Source organism: Nostoc sp. DedQUE08, from assembly GCF_034530895.1.
In the GTDB taxonomy this organism is placed as follows: domain Bacteria; phylum Cyanobacteriota; class Cyanobacteriia; order Cyanobacteriales; family Nostocaceae; genus Nostoc.
Window position 1 is genome coordinate 1 of sequence record NZ_JAVRCD010000110.1, and the last position, 14,336, is coordinate 14,336.

The window sequence follows — 14,336 nt, forward strand, 5'->3', positions numbered from 1 at the left end:
AGATATTGCTGTTTACGCTGCTTGATTGAATTAAAAATGGATAAAGTCGAGCTTAAGTAGGATGGCATAAATAATTAAAGGTTTGTAGTAAGGGCTGGAGCCGCTCACTAGAAACTAATTTCAATATTTTTTACATTAGTTAATATAGTTTGAATTATTCTCAGCAATTTACTTAGTCTGCGTGCTTCAAACTTGATGACTTTTAAAAGTTCAATTCTTCACAAGAGATGCGATCGCAGCTACCAATCTGGCAGGATCGGCTGGTTTAGCGATATGGAGTTGAAATCCGGCTGTAAAAACCTGTTTTTGTGTGGTTTCTGCGGCGTAAGCACTAAGAGCGATCGCAGGAATTTGCCCACCTAAATGGCAGGCTACAAAGTACTTTACTTAAGTGGATCGTGTCCCCAATTTTTCAAAGAATAGCACCAGCGTGTGTGTTCCAAATTACCCGATGGCTTCTGTGCCATGTGACGATGGACGTAACTAATAACTTTCTTCATGTGCGAAAGATCGTCGTCGGTGTAATCATCCTTTTTCTGCAATAGCTGGATGATACGCCGTCCAGATTTATGACCGATTGACTCATCGTCGCCATCTTTTTGCCCGACAGTTTGTGACTCATCCGTATCTAGCCAAGACTCTAGTTCTTTAGGTGTCATATTGACAACTTGATGAAACTCGTCAATCACCGCTTTAACATCTTTACTCATAACTAAGCATTACTCCTCTACTTTCTTCAGAGCATCAGGCTTGTGAGCAGCTTGTTTCCCTGTCTTATCGCTTTCAACTAAGTACTCAGGGTTATCTTCACTTGCAGCAATATGATGTTCTTTAATATCTGTAGGTGAAGTGAGCTTCTTTACAACTTTGCCAGTTGTCTTACCTTGTGAAGTGTTCCATTCAACGCGATCGCCTTTTTTGAATTGTTCAGCCACATTCATTTCCTATTTGATGTTTTATACCTACTAAGGTCACATTATGTCTGCGACTGGAAAAGTAGCCATCATTCTAGTGATAGAGAAAAAAACAGCAAACAAGATTAGTCGGCGTTGCAGAGAAAGCGGGATGATTTTGCTAGTTTTGTGAGATGGGCAAGATGCCCATCCCTTGTATTTCGAGGCTCTCGTGTCGCCCACCCTACAAGAATCATTCCTTGATTCAGCAACGCCGGTTAGTCTTCAGCAATCAAAATTAGATTCATGGGAACAACCTGAAGTATCGGAGATTTAATCGTCATGAATTTGAATAGTTTCACCGTTGGCACGAGTAATACTAAGGGCATTGAACTCATTGTTATCATAGTTGCCAACTACGGTGACTTGTTCTCCTACAGAGAGGTTAATGGGTTGCCCCAAATGAGGTTCTGCCTCAACAATGATTTGTCCCTTACCATCGTTGAGAATGAACTCGTCATCTAAAAGCTTAGTAACTTGACCGGAGATAGTAGTAACACGAGCGTTTGGCAAATTGTCAATTTGGTTTGGTGCTTTCTGCGCTTCCACCTCAAAAGAAATTAGCAAGGCAAACAAGCTAGTTAAAACGATGCTGGGTATAGGATTGAAATTCATTTGTTAAGACCTCCAATCTGATGTGTAACTCACGCTTATTTTCAGATTGCCGGATAAAAGTAACAAGAAAGTAACAGCACGGTCTTAAGCCAAGAAATTCCTTCACTAACAATTAAAATCTTTGCTTGCCCAGTATGAATTGCTCGTTATGGTAAAGGTTTAAGCGTGAAGGGTAGCTTGATTTGAAATGTAGAGCCTTCATCCAAACGGCTGATTGCGATAATTTGTCCTTCATGTACCTGGACAATTTGTTGGGCGATCGCTAATCCTAACCCGAAGCCTCCTGTATGGCGCGATCGCACACTATCTACTCGATAAAACCGCTCAAAGATATGCGGTAAATCTGCCTCTGGAATCCCAATACCGCTATCGTGTACTTCAATTACTACCCAACGAGACTCAAAGAAGACTCGTAAGCAAACTCTACCTCCAGACGGCGTGTAGCGGTAGGCATTACTAAGAAGATTTGTTACTGCTTGCCGCATTAAATCTGGATTTATTCTCAACATTACCAATTGTTCAGGAAATTCGCTGGTGAATTCTAAGTTTTTTACTTTTGCTGAGTGAGTGTATTCCTCTACTAATGCTCCCAGCCAGCTAACCAAATTGACGAGGTGAAGTGCCTCTGGCTTTAACTGTCCTTCATTTCGAGCTAAGAATAATAAATCACTAATCAACATTCCCATTGATTCAGCAATCTGGTCAATATTTTCTAGGGAACTTTGCTGTTGATTGGGATCGATTGGTTCGAGCAAACTAAACTGAGCATGATTCCGAATTGCCTGAAGGGGTGTCCGTAGCTCGTGGGAAGCATCGGCTGTAAAACGCTGTAATTGCTCGTAGGCTTGGCGAATTGGCTGCATGGCCATTCCACCAAGAAACCACCCCGTCAAACCAATTACGCTTAAAGCAATGGGTACACCTACTATTAAAAACAGTCTCAACGACCATAAAGTTTCTTCAACAGGCGCTAAAGAAGCGGCTATCTCTAGATAGCCAATTAATTGTTTATCCTGAAAAACAGGAACTGTTAATTGACGCAGCTGTTTATTTTGGCGAACACTGGTAGAAACGCGATCGCTTGACTCAATTGTTTGAAATCCTAATCGATTATTTAACTGCTCTGATGGAATGACACCAAAAAACTCTAGTAATTGCTTTTTGGGAGTGTACCAACGGGCATAAATAATTTTATTGTCAAAGGGCAAAGCTTCACCACCCAAGATGGGGACATCTTCGAGACTAATGCGTTGCTGTTCTTGGTAAAGTCCATCTTCAACGCCAGCCGCCATCAACTGAGTTGTATTGTAAAGTTCTTGGTCAAATGCCCGCAATTGCTCTTTTACTTCTAAAAAGTAAAGTATTGTCGCGAAGATCGCCAAAATACTTCCCATAGAGAGCGTAAACCAGCGAGCTAGGTTACGCCGACTCCGGTTGAACATGTTAGGGATTAGCGATCGCATGATTCAGGAGCAAGCAATCTATATCCCATACCGTAAACGGTTTGCAGCCAATCTTCTGCTTTCACCATTTGTAAGCGCTGCCGCAGTCGATGCACTGACATGGCGATCGCTTTACTGTCTGGTTGTATATTCCACTCCCAAAGTGCTTGTTCGATTTGGTCATGAGTGAGTACCTGTCTGGGATGTCGAAAGAAATATTCTAGCAATTGAAACTCTCGACCCGACAACTGGACTGTAACTTCCTGGCGTTGTAACGTTAGAGTGTTGAGATGAAGTTGTAGGTCGGCTAACTCTAGCGTGTCGCCTTGCCAGAGTGGCGCTCTGCGTCCCAGTGCTCGTACTCTTGCCAACAGTTCCAGCAAACTAAAGGGTTTAACTAGATAGTCATCTGCACCAACATCTAAAGCAGATACTTTATCCAAAATTGCATCTTTAGCTGTGAGAATCAGCACTGGAGCCGTTTTTCCTGCTTGACGATACTGTTGACACAGACTAACACCACTCACTTTGGGCAACATCCAATCTAAAATTAACAGATCGTAGTCTCTCTGTTGCATTAACCATTGGGCTGTTTCACCATCTTCAGCACCATCTACAATATGTCCGACTTTCGATAGCGCACCCTGTAGTGGTTGTAACTGAGTAACATCATCCTCTACAAGTAAAATTCTCATTCATTATGTCGCTGTACTTTTTTTCTTTTTCCTATGATGAATTAATCATCAAACTTTTTCTGTATTATGGCTCGACCTCGCTGGTTGCAATTTCTCATTAACTTAGGACTAGAGTTTTGGCTGCCAATACCCTTAATCGGATTGTTTTTTTGGTTGAGTACGGGTTTGCTAACGCATCAAGTATTGAGCTATACCTACGATCCAACCGCCCAAATTCACGCCGACTCAAAACATCAAATTCAGTTTTCTGTTTCACTAGCTGTCATGTCTATTGAAGCTGTAATTCAACGCAAACAAAAGTTGACTGAAGTTAAAGTTTACACTGCTGATTCGGTTTTAAAGGAAATGGAATTTGAGTTTCCTGTGACTGAATTCGCTCAAGTCGATGCTGCGATCGCTCAAGCTTTAGGATTACCAATAACAGCAATAAAGCGGTTGATACGTTATCGCATTGAGAACTAAGGGACTTCCAAAGAAGAAATTAATCAACCAAAATCACAAATCCACACCTAAACAATTAAATATACATTAATTCCTACATAATAAAGAAATATTAAGTTGCATTCAGAAAACTCTCAATGAGCCAAACTAGCCTAAATTTAGTTGCAATATCTATCTTTCTCATGACCCTATCGGTATTGGTGGGGCCATTCTTCAACTTATCTCCGGCAGTCCCAGCACTTGCTACCTTCACCATCTTAGGCATCGCGACATTAGATAGTTTCAGCTTGCAAGGCAAGGGTGGTACTATCTTTTTAGATTGGATTGCTGGTTTTTCAAAAGAACACCGCGATCGCATCGTCCACCACGAAGCAGGACATTTCTTAGTTGCTTACCTGTTGGGTATTCCCGTTACTGGCTACACACTCAGCGCTTGGGAAGCCTGGAAACAGGGACAACCTGGCCAAGGCGGCGTTAGCTTTGATGATGGCGAATTAGCATCTCAATTAGAAGTGGGTAAAATCAGCGCCCAAATGCTAGACCGCTACTGCACTGTTTGGATGGCGGGTATTGCTGCTGAAACCCTTGTTTTTAATAATGCTGAGGGTGGAACTGATGATAAAAGCAAGTTGATCGGAGTCTTGACAATGTTAGGCTTTTCTGAATCAGTTTATCAGCAGAAAATGCGGTTTCATGCTCTCCAGGCAAAAACTCTATTGCAAGAAAATTGGTCTAGCTACGAGACTTTAGTTAGTGCTATGCGACAACGTACTTCGGTAGAAGATTGTCATGTTGAGTTAGGAGTAGGGAGTGGGAAGCAAGAAGTTATATCAAGCTAGTAATGAAAAGTTTGTAGTAAGCACTTTATTGCTTAGAAAATAAGGATTAAAGTCCTTACTACGAACTCATTAACATTATCTTAAACAGAAAAGTTATTCAGCCCTGGCGCGGAGTGCAGGAGATGGAAAAAAATTTTTAAATCCAGCTTGTCGCTCAGTTAAAGATTCTAGATCGTCGTTCCAAAGACTTTCATAATAAAAGAAGGTTACGCCTAGACCGCGTTCTTGGGCAGCCCGCACCTGAGACTTGATTTGCTGTATGGGAACAGGGTTATTTCGTAACCCTGTCATAATCCCAACTCCAGTTGGAATTATTTGTTGTGCTTCTTGAATTTCTGCGCGGGAAATATTTGCCACAAAACTTTTTAGATCCGGACGATAAATTTGCACAATTAACTCGTCCACAATATTTTGCCGCATCCAACCTAGCCAATCTTGCAAGTGAAACTTGTAAGCAAAATCATAGTAATTAGGAGAAACAGAGAAAATCGCCTGGGGTTTTCTCTGCTTCACAGCTTGGTTAAGTTTCACCATGAACGCCGTAATTTTATCTGCCCGCCACTTTACCCATGCCGTATCTTGGGGATTCTTTGGGGGAGCATTTTTCGTTTCTTTGGTGTACAAAGCAACTGTATATTGGTCGTAGCCAAACTCGTGAGGCAAACTCATGTGATCGTCAAACTGAATGCCATCGGCATCATATTGAGTAACAGTTTCTAGCACAAGATTAGTGATAAACTGTTGCACTTTTGGATGGAACGGATTGAGCCACATCACTTCACCAGCCGCACTGTTTGAAGTTTGACTACCATCTTGCTTTTGTGTGAACCAATCCGGGTAATTCATTGCTAGTTCTGAGGTTGGGGGAGCCATGAAACCAAACTCAAACCAGGGAATCACTAGCAATCCTTGGCGATGGGCTTGAGTAATCAGGTCTGCCAGAATATCATGTCCATCTGAACCTTTGTAGACAAAAGGTTGAATACCTGCACGTTGTGCTAAGGCACTAGGATACATCACATAGCCAGAATTCCACACCACAGGATAAATTGTGTTGAAGTTCATCCGCCGCAGTTGACTCACTGCATCTTGCACCTTGTCTCGATTTTTGAGGGTGTCAAAATCATTAGTGGTCATCCAAACCCCCCGAATTTCCTGACGAGGTATCTGTGCGATCGCAGGGGTGAAACTGTCCACCAGCAATACAGTAACAAAGGATATTAAAATGAGAATGGGAAAAAAAGACTTGAATAGTCGCCGCCAACTTTGAACAATAAAAGATGATTTCATAAATTTGAATGATGCATTAACTACCCACACACGCCATTGCTCGTTTTTACGATTGAATCTACTAACCATATAGTTTACAAGTATTTATGCTTAGTACAGAATTGATGAGTTGGTAGTTGTTCGTTCCTTGCTTATGGAACTTTTGCACCAAAAAACTAAAACAGACAAATTAAGGTAGTTGACGCAGCTAATAAGTATTTGTGCCCAACAGATATTGGTATTGGGCATCGGGCATTGGGCATCGGGCATTGGGCATTGGGAAAGAGGAGGCAGAAGTTCTAAAATGTTTGAATTTTGAATTTTGAATTTTGAATTGATTTCTCCCCCTACTCCCCTGCTCCCGATCTTCACATTCCCCCATGCCCTACCTGTGTCACAATAAAGAACTGTAATAAGAAAAATATTGTTAAGGTAATTTAGTGAGTCCAACTGCTCAATCCACGGCAAGTGCGCGTCGCGTAGTATTTCCTTTTACGGCAATTGTGGGCCAGGAAGAAATGAAACTGGCGCTGCTATTGAACGTGATTGACCCCAAAATTGGGGGTGTAATGATTATGGGCGATCGCGGCACCGGGAAATCCACAACTATTCGGGCGCTGGCGGATCTGCTACCAGAAATTTCTGTGGTTGCTAATGACCCCTTCAGTAGCGATCCTAGCGACCCTGACTTGATGAGCGATGAAGTCCGCCAACTGTTACAACAAGGGGCGGAAATTCCCGTAGTTCACAAAAAAGTCCAAATGGTAGACCTGCCGCTAGGAGCTACAGAAGACCGAGTTTGTGGCACAATCGACATCGAGAAAGCTTTATCTGAAGGTGTCAAAGCTTTTGAACCGGGACTACTGGCAAAGGCTAACCGGGGCATTCTTTATGTGGATGAAGTCAACTTACTAGATGACCACCTTGTAGACGTGTTACTCGACTCCGCTGCTAGTGGATGGAACACTGTAGAACGAGAAGGTATTTCTATTCGTCATCCAGCGCGTTTCGTGCTTGTGGGTTCTGGAAACCCAGAAGAAGGCGAACTACGCCCCCAACTGCTCGATCGCTTTGGGATGCACGCAGAAATTCACACCGTAAAAGAACCAGCTTTGCGGGTGCAAATCGTAGAACAACGGGCGGATTTTGACCAAAACCCGCCAGTATTTCTCGAAAATTATAAACCCCAGCAAGAAGCATTACAACAGCAAATTGTCAATGCTCAACAGCTTTTGCCAGAAGTGAAAATTGACTACGATCTGCGGGTGAAAATTTCTGAAGTCTGTTCAGAACTAGATGTAGATGGTTTGCGGGGTGACATTGTTAGTAACCGCGCTGCCAAAGCCTTAACAGCTTATGAAGGACGCACTGAAGTTACAGTTGATGATATCCATCGTGTAATTACGCTATGTTTGCGTCACAGACTGCGGAAAGACCCTTTAGAATCGATTGATTCTGGCTATAAAGTTGCCAAAGTTTTTAGCCGCGTCTTTGGCGTCGAACTACCAGAAAGTGATACTGCACAAAAGAACGGCACAGGTCAAAAATTAGGAGCTAGGGGTTAAAAGTTAGGAGCGGAGCCGGAAACGCTCCGCCTCCGATGAAGAATTAATAGTTAAGAGTTTTGAATGGAAAGCTGCTTCATATCTCACAACTTTAATTCCTCAATCAGCACTGACTAGATATAACTCTTAACTCTTAACTCTTAACTCCTAACTCTTAACTTAGTACTGAAATATGAGATTTTGGTCTTTTTGGTTCAACAGCTTTGTTTTATCTAGTCAATACAACCCGCCCAGGTTTGTAGAATTATTGATGCTCTTATTAGCGATCGCAATGCTGGCAATAGCCAGTGTTTTACCTGACATACCCTATTTAATATTAGGCTTGAGCTTAGTAGTTGGGGCATCTATTTCCATCTTAGTGCGGGAAGCGATCGCACCCTCACCCCAAACACGAATTACCCAACTAACAGCATCCTTATTACTCATCATCAGCCTCTATGGCTTTGCTGATTTAATGTACACTCTTTAAAATTTGTCATTTGTCCTTTGTCATTAGTCATTTGTCCTTTGTCCTTTGTTATTTGTTATTTGTTTTTTTTAAGCACCAATAACTAATGACTAATGACCAATGACCAATGACTAATGACTAATGACTCCATTTTTGCATTTCCACCAATTCCATACACAACTCATTAATTTGCTCCAGATCGGGTTTATGAGGTAGGGGAGATTGTTCGCAAACAATTTCCATTTCGGCGACTAAATCTTCTGCTATTTTCATCACCTGTTCATAAGAATACTCACCTTTTAAAATAGCTTTTAAATCCTCAACATCACCAGCTATTCTCCTATCGACAATCACTTCACCTCGCTGCAATATTTCTACTCCACTGCGTAACAATCTAATGCAGTGCATTCCATGTTTAAGGTCAAAACCCGATTTTCTTTCCATTTCTGCTCTAGCCGGATTTCTATTTTCCTGCCAAGATAAGTAAGCTTTCCATTCCCTTAAAGCTATTTGATAGCTTTGGCTTTTCTGAAGCAGACGGATAAAATCTTTACGGCTATTGGTTAACTTTTGGGTATATTCCAAAGTTTCATCGGGTAAAGCATATTGTTTTAATACTCCTTTAAAATCAATATCTGCTGTCAGCAATTGATATAATTGTTCTGCTTCTTCTAAAAACTCAATCCGTCCTCTGATTAAGTTATAAAGATACTCCAAAAAAGCATTTAGCTCATCTTTGCTCAGAGGTGCTTCGTCTTCTATAGCGAAGTCAGATGGTAGCGGTTTTTTTTGCGGTGGCTTTAACAACCACTTACGATGAGTTTCCATCTTTTTGATTTGGGCAAAGGCATAACCAGTGTAAGTATGTTTTACCTTCTTGCTCAAAAATAACTGTTTACGATCTATTAAATTCTGTCCGACTGCGTTTAAAAAAGGATAGTTATTCAACCAAAGCAATTCTAAAACATTGGGATTTGCGCCTGCTAATAACTGGAGGATTTTTCTTAATTCATATATAACTGTGTCTTTGTTACCATCAACGAATGGAAATATTCCTGGTTCATCCCAACCAGCATCTTTTTGTTCTATCCGATCAAATCCTAAATAGTACCTTTTGGGCGCAATAAATACTCCCCGATAATCAAAGTCGGAATCAGGACGATTTAAACCATAGCCGTGGCTACCAGCCAAACCAATTAAAATAGTTCTTTGCTCAACTTCTATTCTTTTCATATCACCTGATTAAAATATAGTCATCCTAACTCATGAATTAAGCAGGTGGCGAGATGGATAGTAGAGAAAGGATTTTTAACTCTCTTCAGATATTACATAGATACTGTCACAGCATAAATAAAGCTGACGATTGGTACATAACAGCTCTACTTAATCATTTGCAAACAATAAAATCCCCGACTTCTCTAGGAAATCAGGGATTTGAGCCTTGTGTTTAACAAGAATATCTCTAAAGGAGATGATGCAACAGTATCCCCTTGAGGAGCAAAACTTGTCAATTCAGTTGTTTCTATACTTTCGGTTTCCTAGAACAGAAATTATCTAGGATTAATGTGGCGTCTATTCCCCCATCCTGGGTTGACAATGGCAGCTAAATCTTCTTCAGATAATTTGCTGATTTCACTATCCAGTTCTTTGGCGTCGAAATCATAGCCACGCTCTTGAGCAATTTTGATGAAGGCTTCTGGATCGGCTGTTGCTTTGAGTCTTTGCTGTAACGCTTGATCTTGTTTTACAGCTTCAAAAAGTCGGGCAGCATTTTGCTGTGTCATGACAATCAATCTCCTGTTTGAAATATCACGTTTAAATGTGATAGTTTAACTCTTGAGGATTCACTAACTTTTGTAAAGAATTTCTAGATGAGACACTGTATATTTCATCTTAAAACAAAGAAGAGAAATGTGTTGATTTTGATAACAAAATATAACTTTTAAGCTAATACTAACTAATGTTAATTTTTGATATATTCAGTCCTAAGATAGTAGCAATTTTTTCTAAAACGTATTTGTTCTGACTTCTTGTAAATACAATTGATATTTGTGCGAGTGGGTGATGTCTACGATGGGCTACACCTACACCCATGACGGAATGGCACGAAGACTCATGTGAAATATCGTCAGGGCAGGGTGTTGGGGGTAGGGTGTTGGGTGTAGTGTTAATAAAAATTGAATTTTAGTGCGCCAGACAAAACCAAGTTGTTTGTAATTCCCTACACCCCACACCCCACACCTTACACCCCAAAATCAGTAATACCAAGGGTTAACGCTTATCTTAGTGACATTCGCCCATGACGACTGTTGACTAATTCCTCCTCACTTTTAGAAAATGAGCGATCGCACAGAGTAATTAACTGATTTCTCATCTTTAGGCTGACCAGATAGCAATGCCAAACGTAAAAAATCCTATTAGAGCTTGACTTGACGCGTATTAATAAAATAGTATGTTAGATTGTCTGTCTAATTCCTGCTCGGATCAGGTAGACATATTACAAAGGCTGGCAAAAGCATCTCTACTGGAGATAAAAACCAGCTACCTGTACGGCAACCTCAAGGACAATTCCATGACCTACGCGATTATTGAAACTGGCGGCAAACAAATACGAGTAGAGCCAGGGCGGTTTTACGACATTGAACTGCTGGCGATCGAACCAGATGAAAAAGTTACAATAGATTCCGTATTACTCGTGCAGCACGATGGCGAAGTCACCATTGGACAGCCATTAGTAACAGGTGCGACTGTAGAAGGGACTGTAATGCGACATTACAGAGGTCGTAAAGTCCTGGTATACAAAATGAAGCCGAAAAAGAAAACCCGCAAAAAACGGGGGCATCGTCAGGAAATTACCAGACTTATGATTGATTCCATCACTCTCAACGGTGCAGTGTTTGCTGCCCAAGGAGAACCGGAGAAGGAAACCCCCGTTCTAGATAACACTGCTGCTGAAGAAGTTGAAACCGCTGCTGAATAATAAAAGAAGTAGATACACAAGAGGAAATCATGGCTCATAAGAAAGGAACAGGTAGTACACGCAACGGTCGTGATTCTAATGCCCAACGTCTGGGTGTCAAACGTTATGGCGGTCAAGTTGTACGTGCAGGAAACATTCTGGTGCGTCAACGCGGCACTAAATTCCACCCTGGTAACAACGTTGGTATTGGTAGCGATGACACTTTGTTTGCCTTAATCGACGGTGTTGTAATGTTTGAGAGAAAGGGCAAAACTCGTAAAAAAGTTAGTGTTTATTTACCTATAACTGCTGCTGAGGCAGCTCCTGCTGAAGCGGTAGCAAGTTAGAGTATTAGGGTGGACATTTTGCTGTTGATGCCAAATTAAGAGACCTCTTGCAAAATATATTTTTGCACTCTTAGGGAAAAGGTTAAAGGTTAAAGGGAAAGGATTTTGAGTTTCTTTACCCTTTCCCCCTGCCCCTTATCCCCAAAGGGGGCCCCACCTTCCCCCTTACCCTTTACCCCGCTTGCGTCACGAAAGCGAACTACTAGAAAGCAAAAGTAGTGCGAAGTGCGCCTACAATTGCTGTGTCATTAGCACTAAAGCCTTCCGGGCTAAAGATGAAATATACACCAGGGGTAATGGAGATATTGTCATTAACCCGATAGTTATAAAATGTTTCTAAATGATAGGGAGTCGCGTCTTCTGGACGAGAAGCAACTCCCGCGACAGATTCTCGATAAAGCGGCTGTCCAAAAATGACGGCGGCGGTGTTCCCTTCATGGAATATATCTCTAAAATGCAACCCAGCCGACCAGCTACTAAAGGTTGTTGAGGCATCTACATTCAAGAGATTAGCAAAAAGCAATGCACCTGATAGTGACAGGGATGTTTTCGGCGCAAACCGCCACGTTACTGTTGCACCTACAGAATTTACAGTGATTGGCTCATCAAGAGTTGCTAGTGTCGCGTCACCACCAAACCTCGCTAGTTGTGCTGCATTGGGAGTAAATCGAATAGAAGCAATATCAGCGCTGCCCAAGCCTGTACCTAAAATGTTAATTGTGTGGTAGCTGTGTGCATAGTTGATGCCGATATCAATAGTTGAGATTGGTTTGAGAGTCAGTTGGGCAGCGATCGCTTGTGTACCGTTAAAGACACCTGCTCCTAAAGGTGTGTTCAAAAGACCGCGATCTTCTGATATTGGAGCCGAACCACTACCATAAATCACTCCAAGTCCCACTTGTTTTGAAGGATTCCACAAGAAACCAGCACCCGCTAATAAACCCGTACCAGAAGTGCCTCCTGTAATTCTGACAGCAGCGTTGTAACCTGCAAATCGAGAGATTGCACCTTGGCTATCGCTGGCGTAGGGAGTGATTGCAGGAAAAACATCTGTAATCTCTGCATTGGTTCCAGCAAAGACAACGAATTTCTGAGACAACGGTAAAACATAAGCTAGCTTGTAAACACTAACTGAATTTGCTCCACCGTCAGGTTGTAATGTCTGGGGGTTAAAACCAGGAAATTGAGGTTCAAAGCTTAACTTGGTTGAACCTGCGCCAAGAAAGCTTGAATTTGGCAGTAATTGACCTTGAATGGTTCCTCTTTCATAAAATGAACCGCTCGATCTGAAATTGTAAGCTTGAAGTCCAACAATCAACAAATCACTGCCGTTAAAGCTGCTGGTAAGATTGAGCCGGACGCGATTATTGAAGGCTAATTTAGCATCTTGGCTGCCTGGTTCTCCACCTGTCGCTGTGGACAAAGAAAAAATCGCTTCGCCATTAAGTTTAGTTGTGGTAGAAAACTGTTGTTTCTCTAAGGTAGCTGTGCGAGGTTCTAAGGCATTTACTCGACCACGCAATGTTGCAAGTTCAGATGTAAATTGTTCTTGGAGTTTTTGGAGAGTAGTTAAATCTTCTTTCTTAACTAAGTCACCAGTGCTAGTAGCAATCAGTTCGTTGATTCTATCTAAGCAAGCATTCAATCCCGCAGCAAATTCATAACGGCTTAAGGCGCGATTTCCTTTATAAGTGCTGTCAGGATATCCCACAATGCAACCGTAACGTTCCACTACCGATTGCAGTGCAAGAAAAGCCCAATCTGTTGTCTTAACATCAGATAATTGAGATACAGAGTTTACTTGAGCGATCGCATTCGATTCTAAAGAATTAAAATTAGTTGAAAATCCGCTACTGTTGCCTTTGTCTGCGCTCTCAAAATTGTTTACAGAATTTTCAGCAATTGATTGAGCAGTTGCAGGAGATGCACCCAGCGAAATTAAAGCAGTAAGTAAGCACAGCCAACTGACTTTTTTGGTACACATTAACTTGTAGTAATTCACACCCGTTCCTCACACACAAAAGAAAACACCACTGTTTGTTGCTAATACTGTATTATTCACAAGCTAAAGCTAACTTGCTAAAGCAAGCTATCAAGAATTAAATACTCTGTTTGCTGAAAGTTTACCGATTAAATACGCGAATTGCTGCCGTACAAAATTTCTTTGTACGTAATTCATATAATATCTAAGCCAATGTATGGGCTTAGAGTAGTTGCAGCTTTTATCAAGTTCAAAATTGCAATTTTAACAATTACTTAGTCGTTAGGAAAGACTTCATTGCTTGAAAAACTACTTTTTGAAATTTTTAAACTACTTAAAGTTTATAGATACACTATAGTTTTGATAAGTGGTACTTTACCATATATTTTTTACAAAAATAAACACTTTTAAAGTTTTTACTTTTGAGGTATATAAAAATAACATTAAAGTATTATCTAAGATTATAAGAAATAAATTTTTGATAATATTAAAATATATAACGCGGTCGTTCGTGCAATCAATAATGAGTTGATAGCGATTCTCAGTTAAGTGATGTACAGATAATATTTTGAAACGCAGAGGGACGCAAAGTTAAGCGCAGAGGGACGCAAAGTTAAGCGCAGAGGTATGCAGAGATTTGTACCTCAGCAGACTAGGAAATGCTATATTGTCAGGCGAAACAATCTAGGACTTACGCACTATACAAATCAACCAAAACGTGTATTAGGGTATTTAGTCTTTTCAGAGGCTTCAGATAACCCTGATTTATTCCGACATTTGCG

15 protein-coding genes and 1 pseudogene are annotated in these 14,336 nt (G+C 41.1%); 6 read left to right on the plus strand and 10 right to left on the minus strand.

All coding sequences use genetic code 11. The features are described 5' to 3' along the window. Positions 1-210: 210 nt before the first annotated feature. The 6 genes and pseudogenes from RMY64_RS36990 to RMY64_RS35830 form a co-directional block, all read right to left on the minus strand. Positions 211-360: pseudogene (locus RMY64_RS36990) on the minus strand (response regulator); the annotation flags it as partial. Positions 361-383: 23 nt separating this feature from the next. Further along, positions 384-710 carry a DUF3140 domain-containing protein gene (locus RMY64_RS35810; RefSeq protein ID WP_322702579.1) on the minus strand — a complete coding sequence of 109 codons (327 nt, stop codon included), beginning with the start codon at positions 708-710 and terminating at the stop codon, positions 384-386. A 9-nt stretch (positions 711-719) separates the two neighbouring features. Further along, on the minus strand, positions 720-935 hold the full coding sequence (locus RMY64_RS35815) for a DUF2945 domain-containing protein (RefSeq protein WP_094348753.1): 216 nt from the start codon (positions 933-935) through the stop codon (positions 720-722). Positions 936-1,226: 291 nt separating this feature from the next. Next, on the minus strand, positions 1,227-1,568 hold the full coding sequence (locus RMY64_RS35820; protein ID WP_322674109.1) for a hypothetical protein: 342 nt from the start codon (positions 1,566-1,568) through the stop codon (positions 1,227-1,229). 146 nt (positions 1,569-1,714) lie between these two features. After that, positions 1,715-3,010 carry a HAMP domain-containing sensor histidine kinase gene (locus tag RMY64_RS35825; RefSeq protein ID WP_322702580.1) on the minus strand — a complete coding sequence of 432 codons (1,296 nt, stop codon included), beginning with the start codon at positions 3,008-3,010 and terminating at the stop codon, positions 1,715-1,717. Between the two features lie 8 nt (positions 3,011-3,018). Further along, positions 3,019-3,705 (minus strand): response regulator transcription factor, encoded by a 687-nt coding sequence (locus tag RMY64_RS35830; protein ID WP_322702581.1) that lies wholly within the window; start codon positions 3,703-3,705, stop codon positions 3,019-3,021. Between the two features lie 66 nt (positions 3,706-3,771). Between RMY64_RS35830 and RMY64_RS35835 the strand changes: the two genes are divergently transcribed. Next, positions 3,772-4,167: a hypothetical protein gene (locus RMY64_RS35835; protein WP_322702582.1), complete on the plus strand. Its 396-nt coding sequence runs from the start codon at positions 3,772-3,774 to the stop codon at positions 4,165-4,167. A 116-nt stretch (positions 4,168-4,283) separates the two neighbouring features. Continuing rightward, positions 4,284-4,985 carry an ATP-dependent Zn protease gene (locus RMY64_RS35840; RefSeq protein WP_322689781.1) on the plus strand — a complete coding sequence of 234 codons (702 nt, stop codon included), beginning with the start codon at positions 4,284-4,286 and terminating at the stop codon, positions 4,983-4,985. A 93-nt stretch (positions 4,986-5,078) separates the two neighbouring features. Here the strand turns inward: RMY64_RS35840 and RMY64_RS35845 are convergent, their stop codons facing one another. Continuing rightward, entirely contained in the window at positions 5,079-6,344 is a 1,266-nt protein-coding gene (locus tag RMY64_RS35845) for a glycoside hydrolase family 10 protein (protein ID WP_322702583.1), read from the minus strand. Between the two features lie 350 nt (positions 6,345-6,694). Here RMY64_RS35845 and bchI point away from each other — a divergent pair, with 350 nt between their 5' ends. Further along, a complete protein-coding gene (gene bchI, locus RMY64_RS35850) occupies positions 6,695-7,819 on the plus strand; it encodes a magnesium chelatase ATPase subunit I (RefSeq protein ID WP_322702584.1) in 1,125 nt (374 codons plus the stop codon). A gap of 172 nt (positions 7,820-7,991) precedes the next feature. After that, positions 7,992-8,288: a hypothetical protein gene (locus tag RMY64_RS35855; RefSeq protein ID WP_322674102.1), complete on the plus strand. Its 297-nt coding sequence runs from the start codon at positions 7,992-7,994 to the stop codon at positions 8,286-8,288. Positions 8,289-8,405: 117 nt separating this feature from the next. Here the strand turns inward: RMY64_RS35855 and RMY64_RS35860 are convergent, their stop codons facing one another. Continuing rightward, positions 8,406-9,500 (minus strand): DNA polymerase beta superfamily protein, encoded by a 1,095-nt coding sequence (locus RMY64_RS35860; RefSeq protein ID WP_322702585.1) that lies wholly within the window; start codon positions 9,498-9,500, stop codon positions 8,406-8,408. A gap of 317 nt (positions 9,501-9,817) precedes the next feature. After that, positions 9,818-10,051 carry a Nif11-like leader peptide family natural product precursor gene (locus RMY64_RS35865; RefSeq protein ID WP_322674100.1) on the minus strand — a complete coding sequence of 78 codons (234 nt, stop codon included), beginning with the start codon at positions 10,049-10,051 and terminating at the stop codon, positions 9,818-9,820. Between the two features lie 788 nt (positions 10,052-10,839). Here RMY64_RS35865 and rplU point away from each other — a divergent pair. Both rplU and rpmA read left to right on the plus strand, forming a co-directional pair. Then, on the plus strand, positions 10,840-11,247 hold the full coding sequence (gene rplU, locus RMY64_RS35870; protein WP_289800080.1) for a 50S ribosomal protein L21: 408 nt from the start codon (positions 10,840-10,842) through the stop codon (positions 11,245-11,247). A gap of 29 nt (positions 11,248-11,276) precedes the next feature. Next, a complete protein-coding gene (gene rpmA / locus RMY64_RS35875; RefSeq protein ID WP_099099325.1) occupies positions 11,277-11,573 on the plus strand; it encodes a 50S ribosomal protein L27 in 297 nt (98 codons plus the stop codon). A gap of 202 nt (positions 11,574-11,775) precedes the next feature. On the opposite strand, the gene RMY64_RS35880 is transcribed toward rpmA, so the two are convergent. Continuing rightward, positions 11,776-13,575, minus strand: coding sequence for an iron uptake porin (locus RMY64_RS35880; protein ID WP_322702586.1), 1,800 nt, complete (start codon positions 13,573-13,575; stop codon positions 11,776-11,778). Between the last annotated feature and the right edge of the window lie 761 nt (positions 13,576-14,336).

Coding starts and splice junctions, on each gene's coding strand:
- RMY64_RS35810 (WP_322702579.1), bottom strand. CDS start 710: ATGAGTAAAGATGTTAAAGCGGTGATTGACGAGTTTCATCAAGTTGTC.
- RMY64_RS35820 (WP_322674109.1), bottom strand. CDS start 1,568: ATGAATTTCAATCCTATACCCAGCATCGTTTTAACTAGCTTGTTTGCC.
- RMY64_RS35865 (WP_322674100.1), bottom strand. CDS start 10,051: ATGACACAGCAAAATGCTGCCCGACTTTTTGAAGCTGTAAAACAAGAT.
- RMY64_RS35825 (WP_322702580.1), bottom strand. CDS start 3,010: ATGTTCAACCGGAGTCGGCGTAACCTAGCTCGCTGGTTTACGCTCTCT.
- RMY64_RS35840 (WP_322689781.1), top strand. CDS start 4,284: ATGAGCCAAACTAGCCTAAATTTAGTTGCAATATCTATCTTTCTCATG.
- RMY64_RS35845 (WP_322702583.1), bottom strand. CDS start 6,344: ATGGTTAGTAGATTCAATCGTAAAAACGAGCAATGGCGTGTGTGGGTA.
- RMY64_RS35855 (WP_322674102.1), top strand. CDS start 7,992: ATGAGATTTTGGTCTTTTTGGTTCAACAGCTTTGTTTTATCTAGTCAA.
- RMY64_RS35835 (WP_322702582.1), top strand. CDS start 3,772: ATGGCTCGACCTCGCTGGTTGCAATTTCTCATTAACTTAGGACTAGAG.
- rpmA (WP_099099325.1), top strand. CDS start 11,277: ATGGCTCATAAGAAAGGAACAGGTAGTACACGCAACGGTCGTGATTCT.
- RMY64_RS35860 (WP_322702585.1), bottom strand. CDS start 9,500: ATGAAAAGAATAGAAGTTGAGCAAAGAACTATTTTAATTGGTTTGGCT.
- RMY64_RS35830 (WP_322702581.1), bottom strand. CDS start 3,705: ATGAGAATTTTACTTGTAGAGGATGATGTTACTCAGTTACAACCACTA.
- rplU (WP_289800080.1), top strand. CDS start 10,840: ATGACCTACGCGATTATTGAAACTGGCGGCAAACAAATACGAGTAGAG.